The sequence below is a fragment of the Dactylosporangium roseum genome (assembly GCF_025264685.1).
GTDB lineage: Bacteria > Actinomycetota > Actinomycetes > Mycobacteriales > Micromonosporaceae > Dactylosporangium > Dactylosporangium roseum.
Genome location: NZ_CP073721.1, coordinates 6,637,075 through 6,656,104 on the forward strand (window position 1 = coordinate 6,637,075; position 19,030 = coordinate 6,656,104).

The following is a 19,030-nucleotide window of genomic DNA, read 5'->3' on the forward strand; positions in this document are numbered from 1 at the left end:
GCGGAAGGTGCCGTTGATACGGCGTTCGTGGCCGGCGATCAGGGTCCTGCGACCCGTTCACCGATCCGCGTGGTGCCGAGGACGGTTGAGAAGTCCCGCGCCCGGAGTTCACCGTTGTTGAACGCGTTGATCACGACGGAGTCGGCGACCGGAGCGCGGAACTCCTCCACGAGGTCAAGCGCGAGCGCCGGCTTGTTGCGCCCGCTGCTGTGCAGAAACCCGGCGTGCGGGTCGAGGCCGCAGGCGACGACCGCGCGCAGGGCGTCGGCGGTGAGCAGCCCGTAGCACAGGTTGAGTGCCGCGTTGATCGGGTCGCGGGCGGGCCGCCTCGACCGTACCGAGAAATCAAGTTCTTCGGCGGCGACGACCTTCGGCCGCAGCATGGTGAGGAAGTGCTCGAAGTACCTCGCTGCGGCGTCGCCCTCGATGCCGAGGAGGTCGGTCAGGGATCTCGCCTCAAGCGCGTCGCGCTGCAGGTCACGCAGTCGGGAGACGGCGCCTGGGGCGTCGCCGTGCCGACGCAACAGCGTTCCTTGATTGGAGATCTTCGCCGATACGAACTGTCGGGCGAGGTCGATCCGGCCGTTGTGCGAGGCGACGTGCTGGCGTAGGCGTGGCCCGCCGTTCGGACCTTCTGCGCCCTTCGCCCATCCGATGACCCTGCCGGTGCTGCCGCACCACACGACGGACAGGCTGCGCCACAGCAGTTCGCGGATGAGCCCGCTGGAGAGGTCCACGTTGCCGTGGATCACGACGCCCTGCACGCGTTCGATCGGGAAGGTGCCGAGCTTCTCGCCGCTCTTGCTGAGCTCGATGCGCCCGCGTGCGATGTAGGCACGCGAGCCCGGCGTGGCCAGGTGCAGCACCTGGGTGTCCGGATCGGCCACCACGATCCGGCGGGTCACCGGCGCCAGCGGGCGCTCGTCAGGCAGGCAGACGCTGATGTGGGAGCAGCGTGAGCAGCGCCGGTCGTCCTCGAGCGGTGGGGGTGCCTCGTCCGCGTCGAGCGTCTGCGCCGTGGCCTCCACCATCGCGCGTGCCCGCGCCTTGTCATCCGGAGACAGCGGCACGTCGACCCTGGTGCGGTGGTTGGTGAAGTAGATCGCCTGTCCCGCGACCGGATAGCCCATGTCGGCCAGCGCTGTGGCGAGCAGGGCCACCTGCACGCGCATCGGTTCGGTGACCTCGGGACGGCGGCGGATCGGTGTCGCTTTGTGCTCGACGACCGTCATCGCGGCGGTGTCGTCCAGTTCGACGGTGTCGCACCGGCCGATCACGCCCAGGTCGTGACTGATGACGTCGACGGCCCGGTAGCGACGCGAGCGTGATCCGGCCGGGTCGTCCGCGGGGGCGTGCGCCTGGGTGCCGAACTCCATCTGGTGGGTGTCGGTGGTCTCCCCGGCCGCTTCCAGCCAGGCCCGACGGGGGCAGAACGCCTGATGCGCCACCAGGCTGATGGGGATCAGTTCGCGCTGCCCCTCGTCGAAGATCTCGGACATCAGCGGGCGCCCGTCTTGAGGATCTCACCGTTCATGGCGCGGCGTTCCGGCGCGCTGTCGCTGCCGAAGCGCCGCACCGGGAAGCGGATGACGGCCGTGACGCCGCGGTTGGCGAGCCATTCGCGTGCGGTCGCGTCGGACAACCCGGAGCCGTCCGGGCTCAGACCTTGTTCGGCGAATCGTCGGAGCGGACCGCTGGCGATGACGGATCGAAGGCGGGCGGTACGCCATGCGCCCTCCCAGACCGGCACGTAGCAGTGGCCCGCGGTTCCCTTTCCGAGGTGGCCGCTCGTATCCGCGAAGTTCTGGTTTCGGTAGGCGATGGGGAACTGTGAGATTCCCCAGAGCGCACACCAGGCCACGGCGTTGTCGACCGGTCCCGGCGCAGCGAAGCCGGTGGCCGTGCGGCTGGCCAACGCGTCCTTGCCGATCTCGTCCCGGAGGTGCCGGCCCTGGAGACCGTCGCTGACGGCGGGCGGAGTGCGGGCGGCGACCGCGGCGGCAAGCGGGCGGAGCCGGTTGCCGACGAACTCGGAACCCTGGTTGCGTGGCTGCATCTCCAGCCGGCTGGCCCCGTCGTCCTGAAGCCGTTGACGCTGGCGGTTGAAACGCCAGTAGCTCGGCTCTCCCAGCGCGGCGATCAGCCGCAGATCGAGCAGCGCCCGCGCCTCGGTGAGCTGGTCGAGCACCTCGTGCCGCCGGGCCTGGAGTGAGCACCAGCCATCGCGCGAGCCGATCACGCCGAGCCGCGGGCTCATCAGGCCACGCGGCTCGCTGTCGCTGACGTGCCGGGCCGGCCAGGCGTCCGGGGCCGCGAGCCGCTGCGCGTGCGCGCGGACCAGCTCGCCGATGACGTCCGGTGTCGCCCGTGGTGCGCTGAGCACCGGGCGGGTCGCCATCCCGCCGCTCCAGGAGAGTCGGACGCCTTCGAGGCCGCCGTCTTCGACGATCGCCGCGAGCCCGTACAGCGCCATATGCGACAGCATCGTCCGGGGCTCGGCTGACGCCAGTACGAAATCGTTCATCTTCCCTCCGCCGAGACCTGTCCGTCGGCGGCACGGAGCACGGCCTCGAGATAGGCACAGCCCCAAACCCCCCAGCGGGCGTGCGTACGCTCGATCAGCTCGTCCCAGCCGCCCTCGTCGAACAGCTCGGCCGCGACCTCGTCCAGCTCGGGCAGTAGCTGGCGGCTCGAGTGCGGGAAATCGTGCCGGCCCCGCCCGTGGCTCGTGCCGACCAGCCGCACGGCGAGGTCTCGCTGCCCCGCATCCAGTTCGGACAGTGCGCGCCAGGCGTGGACAGCGGACATCTGCTCGTGCCGCCAGCCCGTTGGTAGGCCGGAGGCGGTGCGGAGCCGCCGTATCCACTCGACGCTCACCATGCCGCTTTTGGCGAGTGGCTCCGGGGCGTGCGGACCGGCGCCGAGCGACATCTGGAAGCGTGGGTCCGACTTGCCGTCGTCGTGGTGCGACCCGGCGACGCGCATGGTCTCCACCAACTGTTCACCGAGGCCCAGCCGCCCGGCGACCGCCGCAGCCCGCTCGGCGACGTCGGCGGCATGGCGATGCAGTGGCACCCGCCGAGGATGCCTCGACCACGACTGCCGCAGCTCGTCGTCGGCCGCCGCCTTGCGGAGGTCGACCACAATCAGCCGGACCAGCTTGGTGTCGGTGTCCGACAACGGCCCGTGCACGATGATCCCCGCGTCGGCGGGCTTGTTCGCAGGAGTGTCGAGCAGTTGTGCGGCAGCGCGCACCATCGGCCGGGGCTCCAGCTTGGTCTCGTGGTCCCGCAGCAGCCGGGCAAGCTCGGCAGGATCGAGGTCGCCCTGTTCGTCGAGGATGGCGTCCGCAGCGTCGAGCAGGCGACCGCCAGCATCCGTGTCGCGCTCGATCCGCAGTACCACCTGTCCGACCTGCGCATCGGCGTCGAGCACGTCGCCGACCCGCTCAGCGCCGTCGGGGGTGAACACCCCCGCGGTGAACAACTCCGCGGTGTCATCCACGACAAGCTGGTCGCCGGGTCGGAGCCGTTCGCCCTCGATGAAGGTCCGTGGCGGCTCACCGGGCCGGACGAGGACGGCCGCGGGTTCCGGCTTGAGCCGCGGCTGGATCGTCGTGGCAGCGTGGATCCGGACCGGGAAAACCTCGTGCGGGCGCGGTGGAAGGGCCTCGATCAGCCGTACGGCGTCGGCGGGGTCGACCGGCAGCGCCCGCCGGACGACGAGCCCGACCTCGTGGTCTTCGCTGAGGTCGTCGGAGAGCCACAGGTCGAGGTCGTCCTGCTCGGCGGCCAGGTCGTCGTTGGTCCGTGCCAGGTGCCACGCCTGAGCCAGCTCCAAGCGCTGGAACAGGTCGCGCACGGGCTCGGGCGACGGTGGCCGGCTCTCCCGCAACGCCCACGGCGCGAGGCCGCGCTCGTCGGCGCACCGCTCGCGGAGCCACTCGTGGGCGGCGACCAGATCGCCACGCCGGTACGGCAGGTCGTTGTCCTGGTTCGGCAGGTCCGCCGTGGGCACGACAACGGCGACCTCGGCCGTGCGCCGCCCGAGCCGGTTGACCCGGCCGGCCCGTTGCGCGAGCGCGCCGCCGGACGCGAGCTCGGTCACGGCGGCGCTCAGGTCGAGGTCGGCACCGACCTCGAGCGTCTGGGTCGACACCAGCACGTCCACCGAGGGATCCCCGCTGAGGCTGAGCAGCCCGCGGCGCCGCTGCCGCAACGCCACGACGTCATGTGGCCTGAGCCGCCCGCACACCAGTTCAGTGTCCAGGCCGCGCGATCGCAGCTCGGCGGTGACGGCCACGGCCACGTGGACGGTGTTGACGAAGCAGCCGACGGTCGGCCCGTACGCTTCCCGCAGGCGTACCGCCTCGTCAGCAATGGCGCGCACGCCTGCCGTTCGCCCAGCGCCGGTGCGTGGGATCGGCCAAGACGCGAGCGGCACGAGGGTGACGGGCTTCGGGACGGTCAGCCGTTGCCGCAACGGTCCGTCGACGGTCAGGTCGTCCGGCTCGACACCGACGGCCACGCCGGCGTCGGCGCTGGGCGTCGCGGTCGTCTCGACCACCTGCAGCACCGGCGCGGCCAGCGGTTCGTCGGCGACCGCGGCGAGTTCGGCGACCCGGCGGGCCGTGATCACCAACTGCCGGGACAGGTGGGCCTCGTCCACGACGACCACCGTGTCGTACGCGAGCAGGCCGGCCTCGCGCGGCCGGGCCTCCCGGCGCGACCCGTAGCCGGCGAGCAGGAGCCGCGACCCCCACATGTCCGGCGTCGCGCAGATCACGGCGCAGCCGACCGGATCGTCGCGCCACGACCGGGGTGGCGGTGCCCCGCCCCGCAACCGGACTGTGCGTAGCGGTGATGTGCCGTTTCCCGGCCAGCGCAACGAGTCGAGCGCCTCGGCCACCCGGCCCAGGACATCGTCGCGGCCCCGAGCATCACGGAGCTTGACGGCGACGAACTCCGCGTGGTCGTACTGGTCGTCGACGAGCGCACGGCGGTCGACCACCAGCGCGAGCCGGCGGGGCACCCGCAGCCCGTGGTGGGCCGCCATGAGCGCCACAGCGAAGACGTGCACGTCGATGACGCTGGTCTTGCCGGCGCCGGTCGGTGCGACGATCTGGTCGGGCCAGCGCCCGGTGTCGAGAACAAGGTCGAGCAGCCGAAGCTGCCAGCGGAACGGCTGGTGCCCGCCGTGAACCTCGGCGAAGAAGGCACCGAAGTCGGCGCGGTCGAGGCTCACCAGGCCAACCGCCGGGCGTTGTCCGCCGGCACATCGACCGGGACGAGGAGGCCACCGCCGAGATGCCGGGTCTGCCCGATGGCCGCGATCGTCCGCGAACCGGCCAGGTCGCCGAGGCTCAGCATCGCCCGGTACGGCTGGATCAGCGCATCCGGATGGATCTTGTGTACGTACCGGCCCGCGTCGCCGTCGATCACCCGTACCACCGAATGCACCTGGACGCCGCGCGCGACAGCGCCGGCGGCCAACGCACGGTAACGGGCCTCACCGCGGCCCGGCGCGGGGATGTCGTGCCGCCACACCATCGCGACCGACATGGCCACGGCGTCGGCGAGGGACCAGCCCCCGCCGCGCGGCGGGCGGCTGTCGGGGATGGCGACCGGATCGGTGCGCCACCACCGGACGGTGCCAGCGGCCGGCTCCGGCCAGAACTGGTCGGCCGGCTCCATTACCGGCGCACCGGCGACGCCGAGCCGGCCGTACGACGACGTGACACGGCGTAGCCGCGACACCGCGGCACCGATCATGGCGAACTCGACATCGGTGATATCGCGGGGCAACAACAGGGCCAGGGTGGATCCGCCGACGAACTGGATCGCGCAGCGGTTGCCCGGACGCGGCGCTCCAGGAGCGTAGACACCGGTCAGCACCGCCGGCGCGCCGTCGCCGACGAGCGAGATGAGCGCGCGATGGACGGCGACCGCCCACCGCACCCGTTGGTCCGGCGGGATCTCCCGGTGCAGTGCGATGCGCAGCACCGACGTCCACGGGGTTGGCGGGGCCGGCGGTGCCGGCGCTGTGTAGCGCCCCGTGATGACTCCGGTGGTGATCACCGGCGGCGGCGCGGTCCGCTCGCTCGACCGGTGGGCGTCTGCCTTTCCCGGCGGCGGCACCGAGGCTGCCTGATGCGCCGCCTCCAGCGCGTCGACCCGCCCGGTGGTGGCCACCGCGAGGTCGAGCCCGGACCCGGTGAACAGGTCCGCTTCGCGGTCGAGGAGATGTGTCGGTTCGGCCTCCGCGACCGAGAGCCGGACGGGTGATTCGGTGGTGCCGAGGTACGGCACCTCGGGGCACAGTTCGGTCAGGGCCGCGACGACCGGATCGGGCGGCCGCTGCCCCCACGTCCACGCGAACACCCCGTTCACCGCGACGCCGCCGACGGCCGCCTTGCCGATCAGCTTGTCCTGCAACGGGCTGCGGCCCTCCTTGACGATCAGACCATCCTTCCGGTACGCCGTCGCGGCACCGTCGTTGCACAGCGTCGCCGGGACGGCGATCCCGTCAGGCGGGTGCTCCTCCAGCCACCGCAACGCCTCCCGGTCGGCGTCGCACGGCCGCAGCCCGTCACCGTCGACAACCGCCCGAACCCCTTGCGCCGCCGCGCACAGCAGGCCAGCATGCAGCCGGGCCGGAGACGGCACGGAATCCAGCTCACCGCTGCCCACATGTCCCTTGTAGACACCGAGCAAGGGCTCGGCAACGATCGCGAAGGTCACTTCTCCTCTGCTTCCCCGTCGACCGCACCCGAAACGATGTCCGGGTTACCGACGACCCGCAGCGCCAGGCCCGACCACGTGACGTCGGCGACCTTCTCGGCGTGCGCCAGCGCCTCGCTCAGCAGCAGATCGGCCGAGTCGATGTCGAGCGGTTCGACCTCCAGGAACTCGCCGCGCCGTTGGTCAAGTAGCACCTTCGGGGTCGCGGCCTCGCGCAGGTCGCAGTTGGCCCGCAGGTACAGTTCCGCGTCCGACCGGGCCAGCGCGTTGAGGGCCAGTGCTGCCAGCAGTGCGCGGCACGCCGCGTCGCCCTCGGGACCGGCCCCGAACCGCATCTGCCGCAACGTGGCGAACGACAACACATGCGTACGGATGATGGTGTCGCAGGCCACACCGGCAAGCTGATCCAGCGTCGGCGGGATGCCGCCGAGCCCCAGCGCGGACGCCGACTGCGACGCACCCGCCTTGATGGCACCGGCCGCCTTGACGATCTTCTCAACCGTCGTCGCGCTCATCTCGTCCTGTTGGCCGGTCGCCAGCTCCTTCATCGCCTTGCCGCCCAGGTTGATCTGCATACCGACCGGGTCGACGCGCGCGCCGCCACGCATCCCGGGCGTAGGTGTGATCAGCTTGCCCGCCGCGTCGCGGCTGGCCGCGACGAACCCTACGATCTCCCCGACCAGCGCGCTGCGCCAACGGCCCTGGCGGCTGCGCCGGCTCGAGTCCCAGCCTCCGAAGACCAGCGTCACCGGGCTCGTTTCGAGCAAGGCCCGCGCGTTGGCCGGGGTCGCGTCCCGAACCGCCCGGTACGCGGGCACCTGCGTGGTCGGTTGGCCGTCGACCGTACCGGCGCGGATGTGCCCGTCGAACACACGGTGCGGCAGGGTCAGGTCGTAGTAGCGGTCGATCCTGCCCTCCCGCTCGTAGGTGACCAGCACGTGCGGCATGCGCGACAGCAGCGGGTGCCCGTCGTCGACGGCCTGGGCCAGCGCCTGCTCCGCCCGGTTGAGCTGGGACTGCTTGGAGTCGATGACAACCGCGTAACGGTCTTCGCCGTCGAGGTAACGCTGCTCGTAGGCGTACACCCCGCCCTTCTTGCCACGCTCGGCGAACTTGGCCGGTGCGACGGACGTATGCGCTCCACCCGCAGGCTCAAGCGGCGTGGTCGAGGTCAAGCAACTCGAACCGCCCGGCGACCCGGCGGCAAGTAGCGAAGCGAGATCCAACGATCGCATGCAGGGCTCCCTTCCGAAGCAACTGAACTATGGGTCATGACGCAAATTTGGGCTGGGCTTCTATTGAGGTGTGATACTCCGCAATGTCTTGTTGTCACGTCGTCCGCAGCGCCCCTTCCTGTGGTGCCACCGCGGGACGGGCGCGGGTGATCACCTCGTCCGTGGACAGAGGGCTGGGCGGGTGGTGGCTGAGGCATAGCGGGGTGCGGGCCCTGCGGAACGGCTCGCCCTCCAGCGCCACGTAGAACTGCCCCGTGCTCAAGCGTGAGATGTCCGGCACGTCGCCGCCCTTGAAGCGGGCCATCTCGCGGGCGGCCTCGATCTGGACCGGTGCGTTGAGGAGGCCGAAGAACTGCGTCGCCGCGTTGCCGGGTATGTGGCTGTGCAGGCCCTTGGGCGCCTGCGTGGCGAAGACCAGGCCGAGCCCGTACTTGCGGGCCTGGGACGCCAACATCAGCGTGCTGCGTGTGCACGCGGTCATCGCCCCGGACGGCGCCAGCGTCTGTGCCTCGTCCATGACCAGCAGACCGCCCAGGGGACGATCGCGGGCGGGGTTGCGCTTGATCCACGAGAAGAGTGCCATCTGGAGCTGGTTGACGAAGCCTTGCCGCTTCTCCTCGCCCGGGAGACCGACGAAGCTGATGACCGATATCCGCGCTCGCTTGTTCGCCTCCGGTGTCAGGAGAACGCCGGGATCTGCCGACTGCCCCACGCCACCGAACAGCGGGTCGTTGATCCGCGCGGCTTCGAGGTTCTCCGCGAGGTCGGCCGCGATCGTCGCGGCGCCGACCAGGTCACTCACGTCCATTGGGAGCTCGCGCAGAAGGTCGATCAGCCCGCCGAGCGTCGCCTTCTCGGAGCGGCGGCCGTAGTGCCGCAACGCCTGGCGCAGCACGGCCTGACCGCGGAGCGCCTTCGCGGTGCCGGCGGCAACCTGCGCGCGCGGCGCCAAGGCGTCCACCGCGACGTCCACCGCCTGCGAGAACTCGTCCGGGTCGTCGCGGACGCTGCGAAAGTCGGGCAGCGGCTGGAACGTCAACGGCCGTCCACCCTCGCGCCCCGGCGTCCAGACCACCACGTCGGTCGAGTCAAGGTAGTCGGCCGCCGCCTCAGCGTCGCCTTCGTCCCACGCGTCCGGCGGGGCCGGCCAGGGATCGCCGAGACGGGCGAGGTCGTTGTTGGGGTCCAGGACGATGGCGGACACGTCCAGCCGGGCGCATTCCTCGATCAGCCGTCGAATGAGGACGGTCTTGCCCGACCCTGAGCCGGCGAAGACGGCGGTGTGCTTGCGCAGCGCCGACAGCTCGACGTGGATCGGGTCGCCCCGATCGAAGTCGGTGCCGAGCCGTACGTACGTGCCTGACCGCCCGGGTTCCGCCTGCGCGGCCGGAGCCGAAGCCGCGTCCGGCGCCCCGTGCCGCGTCGGAGTCGTTTCGGTGGTGACGTCGCGTCCGGCGTCCGCGAGTGCGGTCGCCAACAGCGCGACGTGCGAAGCGGGACGCCGGTCGGCCAGCCACGCCTGGAGAGCGTCGGGCTCCTCGGCAAGAAGCGAGCGCAACGCGACCAGGCTGCGCAAGTCGTCGTCACCGACGGGCAGCGTACATCCGCCGGCCGCGACGAAGTCCTCGACTGCTTTTCGGCGCTTGGGGCTGGTCGACCACTCGTCATTGCGCAGCACGAAGAGCCTCCGTTGCGCGACACCGTGTGCGAGACCGGCCGCGACGCAGGCGTTACGGAGCCGGGATAGTTCGGCGTTGTAGTGCTGTTCGGCGATCGCCCGGAACGCCCAGTGTGCCTCATCGCCCGTCCGGTCGTCGAGGGTCCGTCGCAACCGCGCGTGCAGGGCCGGTTTCCTGCTGGCGATGGTGTCCTGCTGGAAGTCGGCGTCCGCGTCCTCCCGTATCCACGCGTCCAGGCCCGCCGCCAGTAGAGCCGGCATCTCGGTGTCCTCGTTGGCCGGGTCGAGCAGTCCGGCCACGTCCGCTTGGTCCTTGAGCGCCGCGTACCGGTCGTCGAGGGTATGCAGCGCCGGCCGGTCGACGGGTCCCGACGCCGGCGCGTCATCGGAAACCGAGAGGCTGGTCATCTCCTTGACTTCGGCGTTGAGCACGCATGAACGGATGTGCCGCTCCACGTTGATGAGGAGTTGTCGCGGCGTGAAGTCGGCGGCGTCCTCGAACGCCTCGGGACGCACCGGCCACGTCGGGTACGGCGGCACGAATCCGACCTCCTCGTAGTGCGCGGCGAGTCGCCGTTCGACGAGGGCCCGGCCGACACCGGCATCCGGGATCGACTCGAGGGGTGCTGTCTCACGGAACCGGTCCTGAACCGTGTCGACGGCGTTGGTCCTGATCAAGGCCCACGACACGGGTAGCAGCGCCAGCACCGTCAACGTTCGCCGGGTCATCTCGCGCAGCTCCATCAGGCCGCTCGCGACCTGGTCGAGCAACACGGCGTCGCGCCAGCCGTCGGCCCCGCCGCCCTCGTTCCGGCTTGCGACCTGCGCGATGAGACCGTCGACCTGGTCGATCGCGACGACCGACGGTCCCGTGAGGGCGAGCAGCCGGGACATATCGGAGACGATCTCCTGCGGAAGGCGCGGCGCCGGGCGGATGCCCCACGCCGCCCGCTCTCCCGCTTCGGCCTCGTCGGCGCCGAGCAGGTACGACATGGCCACGTCCTGCGCGCGATGGTCCGAGCTGGCGAGCAGCACCAGGGCCCGGGCGGTGTCGCGGCCCTCGATGGCGAGTTGCCGGCTCAGCCCCCGCAGACCGGCAGAGAACTCGTCCAACCGCTCCACGGCCATCGGGGCCTGGCCGGTCACCGCCCGTTTCGTCGCGAGAGGCAGGTCGAGCGCGTCGGTCAGGCGCCGCAAGAAGCGGTCGAGCTGCGTTCCGCCGCCGTTGACCTCCCGGTGCAGGCCGTCTACGTACGACGCTGACGTGCTGCGCCAGAACGTGTTGGCGTCGAGCAGGTTGACCAGGAAGAAGTAGCCGCTTCGGAGCTGGGTCAGTTCACGGACATGGCTCAGCAGATGCGTCTTGCCGGCGCCTCGTTGCCCCTGCACCGCCACCCCGATCGGGCTGGCGTCGACACTGCGTTCGGCCGCCGACAACCCGTCCAGAATCGTCGTGATGATCTGCCCGTGCAGGCCCTCGACGTGGAACCGCGCCGGGTGCCACACGTCGTTCTTCGTCGGCGCGTAGTTGAACTGTAGGTGGGCGAGCGCCTTCAACATCGACTCCGTCACGATGTCCCCATCGAGATGGAGTGTTTGGGTTGGTCGCCGATGATCACCGCCGCTGCCCGCGTACGGGTGTCGAGCGTCTTCTGGTTGGCCTCGGGCACGAGGGCAACCCCGGAGCGGCGGTTGAGTCTGCGCAGCGCCGCGTCCATCTCGGCGGCGGTGACGTCGGTGACGATGTCACGGAGGTCGGCGATGCTCACCCAATCGCCGGGACGGTGGGCGAGCGTGCGGTACGCCGTGCGGATGCGTTCCTCGACGGTGGGCTCGGCAGGACCGACGTGCCCCGCGGACGCCTCGATGAAGCCCTCGAGGTCGAGCCGCTGGACGGTGAGGAATTGACCCAACCGCCGGAGCACGGCGTACAGTGCGCCACCGGCTGCGCCGGCGCGCGGCGGTACGGCAGTGGACTCCAGTTCGGCGGTGCAGTAGGCCCAGCCCCGCTTGCCCAGCGTCAACAGGATCCTGTTCCGGGACGGTCGCTCTACCTCGATCAGTTTCAGCCCTTCCAGCTTCTCCCGCGAATGCTTCTCTAGCCGGCAGCCGTGTTGGCCGGTCAGAGTAGCGTTGGTTACCGTCCGGGCCTCAGTCATGAGGATGAACAGCGCGGCTGTCTCCACCATCGTCAAGCGCTCTTCCGGCACGTCAATGTCCTTTCTGGGTTTGTCTACGAGTCGTGAGGAACTGCTGGAGAAGCGTGAGCACGTTTTCGAGCTCGTCGCGAACCTGGGCGTTCGTGAACCGGAGCACGGCGTAGCCGTTGAGTTGCAGCATCACGTCCCGGCGACGATCGTCAGCGAATTTCGTCGGCGAGCGGTGGTCGGATCCATCGATCTCGACAATGCAGCGTTCGCGTTCCCACAGCAGATCGACCCGGACGGGATTGATCAGTGGGCCGGGCCTGACGGTGCAGTTCCAGACTCGCCCTGTCGCCCACGGCCGGGCAGCGAGGACCGCCTCCAGTGTCATCTCGGCCTGGCTTGCCGGATGCGGCTTTCCGGCGCGGGTCCGACGCCGGCGTGAGGCACGGGCCGGGGAGTCCGTCGGCGAAGACGCCTGAGCCCGCACCGTCCGTACTGGCGGTCCGGCGGCCGCCTCTGATGCCCCGTCGGCTGGGGGGAACCGTTCACCAAGGATCCACACCGCCATACGGCCGTGGTCGACCAACCATGCGGCCGCGCACGCCAGCACCAGGGCGCCGCGCTCGTCCAGGTCGTCACTGGAACGCATCAGCAAGGCACAGCTCGACCGACCGAGACCGGTCGCGAGAACACGTGCGAGGCCAAGCGCCCGGACCTCCGGCGGATGCCGGCCGGTCGACGATCCCCGTCGCCGCAACGCGCCGACGGCCAGGTCCGCGAGGAACGGCCCGAACTGCCCGGTGCGAGCGGCATGAGCCAGCGCGACCGCACCCACGGCCGCCGGCGCCGCGCCTGCTGACGTCTGGATCCCCTCCGCGCCGGGGAGCCAGGCGGGAAAGAGCTGTCCGGCGATCGACTCCATCTCCTCCAAGGCGGCGTGGACGACCTCGGCCTGGCTGTGAGCCCGAGAGGCCCGACAAGGGACCACGGCTGGCGCGTGCGGTGAAGCTTGCGCCACGGCGCGATCAAGGTCGGTCGCGGCGGAGCATCTGACCCAGGCAACCCGGTCGAGCGGCATGTCGGCCAAGGAGAATGCCACTCGATCATTCGGCTTTGAGATCACGGGCGCCGATCCTGTCGAAGGTCACCGTCGATGAACAACTACCTCTTGACAGCGTGATGGGACCGTCCGACAACGGCAATCAGCTAATCAACCCAAGCATTCCGAATAACGCGGAGTTGCGGCTGGAACCTGTCCGCCAAGGCCACGGCGCTACAGTCGGGTCTGCCGACGTTTCCCGCCTGGTGGACTCAACGAAGTTCACCGGCGCTCAGTCGATCGCCTTGGCCAGGGAACTGCCCACCGACGCCCGGCGTGGCCTGCTGCCGCAGGTGATCTCGACGTACGAACCCACCGCAGCCACGTCGACCGGCTTTGACCGGCAACGCCTTGGTAATCTCGGCGAGCAGGCGGCCGGAGACAAGCGTGACACCGTTTCGACCTGCGCTCAACCACGCCGAACTGGCCTTCTACGGCGCGATAGCGTGGTTTCCGGGCACGACGAGGGTGGAGCTGCGACTTCGGCACCGCCCGCACGCAGGTCGCCTTCCAAGTCGAGCCTCAATGAAGGGCAGCTCCGACGGGAGCTGCGACCCAGCCAATCGGCGGTCGGGCCGTCGAGGATGCCCCGGCCTCAATGAAGGGCAGCTCCGACGGGAGCTGCGACCGCCCAGCCGAACTTGATGTTCGCGGCCGCGCTTGTCGCGCCTCAATGAAGGGCAGCTCCGACGGGAGCTGCGACTTTTGCGGGTCATCTCCCTCCATATGGACTGACCCCGCCTCAAGAAGGGCAGCTCCGACGGGAGCTGCGACCCACGAGGGCCTCGGCCGGGCCGGGCGCGGGCTGCACGCCTCAATGAAGGGCAGCTCCGACGGGAGCTGCGACGAACTGCCGCAGGTTCAGCTCGTGCTCGCGCAGCAGGCCTCAATGAAGGGCAGCTCCGACGGGAGCTGCGACGTCGTAGTCCATGGCTGACCCCATGACCGGAAGCAGGCCTCAATGAAGGGCAGCTCCGACGGGAGCTGCGACGCTGCGCGCCTCGCGGACCCGCATGGCGAGCAGCGTGCCTCAATGAAGGGCAGCTCCGACGGGAGCTGCGACGTGCGAGGAACTTTTCCTTCCCGACGACCTTTACCTTGTCGCCTCAATGAAGGGCAGCTCCGACGGGAGCTGCGACCTCGCGAACGGCACGGTCGGGCACGTTGCGTGGCCTCAATGAAGGGCAGCTCCGACGGGAGCTGCGACGTCATCGGATGCCATGCCGGCGGCGATCTGCGCCTGGCCTCAATGAAGGGCAGCTCCGACGGGAGCTGCGACCAAGACGGCGCCGGTGCCGCACAAGACGGCGGGCATGCCTCAATGAAGGGCAGCTCCGACGGGAGCTGCGACTCGGGCACCTGCTGCGGGGCGATGGCCTCGTGCACGCCTCAATGAAGGGCAGCTCCGACGGGAGCTGCGACCAGGACCCGGACGGCAACCCCGAACTCAAGGCGTCGCCTCAATGAAGGGCAGCTCCGACGGGAGCTGCGACGGCTCCGCCTGCTTGACCTCGGCCTCGGCCTGCTCGCCTCAATGAAGGGCAGCTCCGACGGGAGCTGCGACGAGGTACTGCCGGGCGAGCGCCGCGTCCTGCTCCGTGCCTCAATGAAGGGCAGCTCCGACGGGAGCTGCGACTTTCCCCACTGGGGTACCCCGGGACACCCGCCGCCTCAATGAAGGGCAGCTCCGACGGGAGCTGCGACCCAGCCCGGCCACGGCGTCCCAGATCGCCGCGACGCCTCAATGAAGGGCAGCTCCGACGGGAGCTGCGACAGGTACGGACGCCACTGGCCGCGTGTGGTGTGGACGCCGCCTCAATGAAGGGCAGCTCCGACGGGAGCTGCGACATCTCCTTGACGCAACCAAGCCATACCGGACTGCACGCCTCAATGAAGGGCAGCTCCGACGGGAGCTGCGACGACGCCCGCCGGCCTCGTGGGGCTCGGCGGGCGAAGCCTCAATGAAGGGCAGCTCCGACGGGAGCTGCGACGCTCTCCGGCCTGATCTGGCGCCAGATGGTGCGCGCCTGGCCTCAATGAAGGGCAGCTCCGACGGGAGCTGCGACCTGCCCTTGCCGCCCGGGCAGAAGACGCCGCCGCCGGGCGGGCCTCAATGAAGGGCAGCTCCGACGGGAGCTGCGACATCGTACGCGCCAGATGCGCCGCGCCGGCCGCCGCGCCTCAATGAAGGGCAGCTCCGACGGGAGCTGCGACGCCAGGACGGTGTCCCCGCTTTTGGCGGCGGCGGCGCCTCAATGAAGGGCAGCTCCGACGGGAGCTGCGACTGGTACGAGCCAGGGTTCGTGTCGGCGACGCTCGGAAAGCCTCAATGAAGGGCAGCTCCGACGGGAGCTGCGACACTGCTCCTCCTTGATGCCGACGTCTTCGGGGTAGCCTCAATGAAGGGCAGCTCCGACGGGAGCTGCGACTTGCGGTAGCAAGCCGGCGGCAGGTCCGGGCGGGTCCGGGCGCCTCAATGAAGGGCAGCTCCGACGGGAGCTGCGACTGGGTTCAGATTTTAGTACCCGGTGAGCAGCACTGACGTAGGCTCGCCGCGAAGGGTGGGTTCCAACGCTTCGGTACAGGCCTCTCAGATGGCACAGAAGGTCACGCATCAAGGAAAACATCCCTGGCAGGGTGGCATGCGACGGCTCCACGCATACGGCCGGGATGACGGAGGCTTCGCCGACGATCTAGAGAATCGCCGGCCCATGATCCGCGATCGTGCGGCTACGGCCCATCACGTCGAGCGTACTGCGTTGATTATCCTCAATGAGCCTTTCCGAGTAACGGCGCGCGACGCTGGGTAGTCACTTGCGCCACCGTGGTGGTGACACGCCGGACCCGTTACGGTGCAACGAAAGACGCAGCACCCAGGTATGCAGGTGGTCCGCTCACAGATCAACTTCATAGGGCGCTGCGTCGACGATGACACATCGGTCCTGCCGGTACACGACCAGACGGTGGCCTTCCTGGCCGGGCTGCTGACCGCGAAGCGGTGCGGCGCGGTACCCGCACCGGCACGCGGGCGTTGTCCTGCCACGACCAAGCGGTCCTGGTCCCGCGCTGGTTCCTGGACGACACCCGGATGAGTCAGCTCGACCGGGACAACGCGATCGGCAGACCCACCGGCTACGCCTACCTCCACGAAGGCATCGACGTCCTCACCGCCCGCGCCCCAGCCCGCACGGGGCACTGCTGACCGCCAAGGCCGCCGGCCACAGCCACGTCACCATCGACCGCACGCTAATCGAAACGGACCGGTGCCGCACCCCAGGACCCACACCCGGGGAGATCTGTGGTCGTCCGGCAAGCACGCCAACCACGACGGCAACATCCAGGTCATCACCGTGCCGGACGGCTGGCCGACCTGGACCTCCGACGTGCGACCCGGCCGCGAGCACGACACCATCGCGATCCTACCCGCCTCACCGCCGCGGACGGTGACCTGCGCGCCCTCGGCGACCTGGGACTACGAAGGCGAAGCCGACACCATCACCGTGGCGTTCAAGACACCCCCAAGCGCGGCCGGCTCACCCTCGCGCAACAGCAGCTCAACCACGCCCACAACGGCGTGCGAGCCATCGCCCGAACGAGGCAACGCCCTCCGCAAGCTGACCCCCCGGGCGCTGCGTAACGTGAGCCTGTGTCCGGGCAGCTCGGGAAGATCGTCGCCGCAGCGCTCGTTCGCTCCACTTCGAACCCGCCCGCACAACCTGAACCGTCAACTCAAACCGTTGCTCGGAATGGCCCAGCATGCATCTGTCGGCTTCTGCGTCTCGCAGAGTGATCCTTCGCCAATGTCAACTCGCAGCACAGTTGTCAACGCAGCCGCGGGTGGGCAACACGGTCGCTTTGCTTGAGGACGCCCAGCCGCGGACAGTTGACCCGTCACTCGCTCACCAGCATCGCCCGTGCCAGGCTTAGCGAGTGACCGCGACTCCGGCATCAACCGCGTTTACGCCAGTTCTGGCTGCTCGGCTGGCGTCCGATGCCGCAGCGGCGGCCGGGCTGATTCCAGGAACCCCCGAGCTCATCCGTCTCGGTTCGAATGCTGTGCTGCGGTTGTCCGGGGGCGTTGTGGCCCGGATCGCTCGAGATGAGTCATGGTACGCCGTTGCGGAGCGCGAGGTTCGAGTTGCGCGCGAGCTGCATGACGCCGGCGTGCCGTGTGTGCGGCCGTGGCCCGTTCCCCAGCCGATCTCGGTCGACGGTCATCCAGTGACCTTCTGGGCCGAGATCCCGGGACCACGCCGCCGTGCTCCAATAGCCGATCTCGGTGCGGTCCTTCGGCAGTTGCACACTGTGAACGACACATCACTGCGGCAACGTCTGACGCCGCTCGACCCTTGGTCGCATACGCCGGGACGCATCGAGCGGGCCCCCATCCGCGACCGTGACCGACGAGTCCTTCGTGACGTGCTCGATGAAGTACAAGACGCCTGGCCGCTCGCCGAATTCGACTTACCCAACGGGGTTATCCACGGCGATGCTCACGCCGGCAACCTCATTCAGGATCCTGGTGGCGCGCCGGTGCTGCTCGATTTCGATTCCGTGTGTACTGGTCCGCGGGAATGGGATCTGGCCCCGACCGGCTTGTACGCGGTCGCGCTCGGCTGGATCAGCCGGAATGACTACGCCGGCTTCGTCGACGCGTACGGCGGGTTCGACATCACCACCGCGCCGGCGTTCCCGCTGTTGGCGCGCATGCGGGAACTGCGGATGACCGCGTGGCTTGCCATGCACACGACCGAATCCGAACGGCTCGCCGCGGAGGTTGAGCACCGCGTCGCGTGCCTTGCCGACCCTCAGCTCCCCCGGCACTGGTCTGCTCGTTAGTCCTGGCGGACGGCCTTCAAGGTCTGGCTCGCCTCGCTAGCCAGCTCTCGCGCTTCGTCTGTGCCGACTCGCCGTAGCACCCGGCCGAGGTCGGCCAGGAAGTCCAGTGCCCGGCCCGAGCGCAATTGGGCCACCGCCGTTATCGCGGTGCGAGCCGTCGCGTACGACGTACCACCTGGCGCATGCCGAACGTCCAACGTCGCCAGCTTGACCAGCGAGAAGGTGCGTCCCCGAGTGTCTGCCGGATCGTGACGGTCCACCGCCAGGCGCAGTCGCCGGGCCGCGTCGATGTCCGGGTCTGCCAGCGCCAGCGGGTAGAGTGCGTGCCCGCAGTCGCCGAGCAACTGGGCATCGTCGTAGAACCACAGCCACGGCGGGTCGTCCTGCGGGCGGCGCTGCGCATACAGGGCCTCGGCCTGGTCGACCGCAGTGATCGCTTCAGCGGTCCGGCCCAGCACTCCATACGCGCGGGCCTCGAGCACTCGCAGCATCGCGCGGGTCGTCGCGCTCGCCGACCGTTCGCCGGCCTGGGCCAGGGTCGTAAGCTGCAACGCGGTAACGCCATCGCCGAGGTGCACAGCTTGCCGGGTCATCCCCGACAACACGTTGTGACGGCTCGGCCAGCATTGCGCCTCGGCCGCGATCTGCAATGCGATCAGGAAGCATCGCCTCGCGGTTTCGTGGTCGCGGGCGTCCATCGACATGAACCCCGCCAGCCGCCCCAGCCGGGCCACCGCAACCATCCATGCCGCGCGTACCTCTGATGTCCGGAACGACGCCCGCAGCAGGGCGTCCTGCACCCAGGCGAGCTGCCCCAGTGCCAGTGACCGCACCACCGTCCGGCCGCCCCCAGCGTGATCCGCCCGCTCCATCCCGTCGATCACCTGGTGGAGGTCGGCGACGTCGACCTGCCCGATCCGCGTCGGCGTACCGGGGACCAGGCTGGCCGAGAGCCCTGCCAGCACGCCGGAGCCGACAGCGCCGATCGTTGCCCCTGCCGTCAACGCCAGTAACTGCTCGTCAACGTCGATCCGAGCCGCAACAGCCTTGCCGCGGGTACTGCGTCGCGCAACGAAGCCGAGTTCCGCGTCGCTCTTGACGGAGAATACGGCCCGGAACGCTTCCCGGTAGTGCCGTCCTGGCCAAGTGATCACGCCACGCTCGATCCGGCCGACGTGATCGGCATCGATCGGCGGTCGACTGCCGGCCGCCTGCCAGATGTGCTGCGCCACGAGCTCTGCCACCTGCCCCTCGGTCAGCCGCGCTGCCGACCGATGTGCCGCGAACCTCTC

10 protein-coding genes, 1 pseudogene and 1 CRISPR repeat array are annotated in these 19,030 nt (G+C 69.8%); of the genes and pseudogenes, 2 read left to right on the forward strand and 9 right to left on the reverse strand.

What is annotated here, in order from left to right; translation table 11 throughout:
• Positions 1-38: 38 nt before the first annotated feature.
• From cas1 to Drose_RS31115, 8 genes are all read right to left on the reverse strand, one after another.
• Positions 39-1,499, reverse strand: a complete 1,461-nt coding sequence (cas1, locus tag Drose_RS31080; RefSeq protein WP_260724831.1) for a CRISPR-associated endonuclease Cas1 — start codon at positions 1,497-1,499, stop codon at positions 39-41.
• Positions 1,499-2,524 carry a hypothetical protein gene (locus Drose_RS31085; protein WP_260724832.1) on the reverse strand — a complete coding sequence of 342 codons (1,026 nt, stop codon included), beginning with the start codon at positions 2,522-2,524 and terminating at the stop codon, positions 1,499-1,501. Before Drose_RS31085 ends, cas1 begins: the two co-directional genes overlap by 1 nt.
• On the reverse strand, positions 2,521-5,244 hold the full coding sequence (cas3g, locus tag Drose_RS31090; protein ID WP_260724833.1) for a type I-G CRISPR-associated helicase/endonuclease Cas3g: 2,724 nt from the start codon (positions 5,242-5,244) through the stop codon (positions 2,521-2,523). Before cas3g ends, Drose_RS31085 begins: the two co-directional genes overlap by 4 nt.
• Positions 5,241-6,740: a type I-G CRISPR-associated protein Csb2 gene (csb2, locus tag Drose_RS31095; RefSeq protein ID WP_260724834.1), complete on the reverse strand. Its 1,500-nt coding sequence runs from the start codon at positions 6,738-6,740 to the stop codon at positions 5,241-5,243. Before csb2 ends, cas3g begins: the two co-directional genes overlap by 4 nt.
• Positions 6,737-7,975, reverse strand: a complete 1,239-nt coding sequence (gene cas7g / locus Drose_RS31100) for a type I-G CRISPR-associated RAMP protein Csb1/Cas7g (RefSeq protein ID WP_313899953.1) — start codon at positions 7,973-7,975, stop codon at positions 6,737-6,739. Before cas7g ends, csb2 begins: the two co-directional genes overlap by 4 nt.
• Positions 7,976-8,069: 94 nt before the next feature.
• On the reverse strand, positions 8,070-11,225 hold the full coding sequence (locus Drose_RS31105) for an ATP-binding protein (protein WP_313899954.1): 3,156 nt from the start codon (positions 11,223-11,225) through the stop codon (positions 8,070-8,072).
• Positions 11,222-11,863, reverse strand: coding sequence for a hypothetical protein (locus Drose_RS31110; RefSeq protein WP_260724836.1), 642 nt, complete (start codon positions 11,861-11,863; stop codon positions 11,222-11,224). Before Drose_RS31110 ends, Drose_RS31105 begins: the two co-directional genes overlap by 4 nt.
• Before the next feature lies 1 nt (position 11,864).
• Positions 11,865-12,722, reverse strand: coding sequence for an endonuclease domain-containing protein (locus Drose_RS31115; RefSeq protein ID WP_260724837.1), 858 nt, complete (start codon positions 12,720-12,722; stop codon positions 11,865-11,867).
• 696 nt (positions 12,723-13,418) lie between these two features.
• A CRISPR array of direct repeats spans positions 13,419-15,405; the repeat unit is 36 nt; unit sequence GCCTCAATGAAGGGCAGCTCCGACGGGAGCTGCGAC.
• Positions 15,406-15,778: 373 nt separating this feature from the next.
• Here Drose_RS31115 and Drose_RS31120 point away from each other — a divergent pair.
• Positions 15,779-16,619: pseudogene (locus tag Drose_RS31120) on the forward strand (transposase family protein).
• Between the two features lie 360 nt (positions 16,620-16,979).
• On the forward strand, positions 16,980-17,738 hold the full coding sequence (locus Drose_RS31125) for a phosphotransferase enzyme family protein (RefSeq protein WP_260729877.1): 759 nt from the start codon (positions 16,980-16,982) through the stop codon (positions 17,736-17,738).
• On the opposite strand, the gene Drose_RS31130 is transcribed toward Drose_RS31125, so the two are convergent.
• Positions 17,735-18,982 carry a hypothetical protein gene (locus Drose_RS31130; RefSeq protein ID WP_260724838.1) on the reverse strand — a complete coding sequence of 416 codons (1,248 nt, stop codon included), beginning with the start codon at positions 18,980-18,982 and terminating at the stop codon, positions 17,735-17,737. The two genes, Drose_RS31125 and Drose_RS31130, sit on opposite strands and share 4 nt — an antisense overlap.
• Positions 18,983-19,030: the final 48 nt, after the last annotated feature.

What these genes read in the sequence shown, in the direction of transcription:
- cas1 (WP_260724831.1), bottom strand. Translation starts at nt 1,499, where the DNA reads ATGTCCGAGATCTTCGACGAGGGGCAGCGCGAACTGATCCCCATCAGC.
- Drose_RS31085 (WP_260724832.1), bottom strand. Translation starts at nt 2,524, where the DNA reads ATGAACGATTTCGTACTGGCGTCAGCCGAGCCCCGGACGATGCTGTCG.
- cas7g (WP_313899953.1), bottom strand. Translation starts at nt 7,975, where the DNA reads ATGCGATCGTTGGATCTCGCTTCGCTACTTGCCGCCGGGTCGCCGGGC.
- Drose_RS31115 (WP_260724837.1), bottom strand. Translation starts at nt 12,722, where the DNA reads ATGGAGTCGATCGCCGGACAGCTCTTTCCCGCCTGGCTCCCCGGCGCG.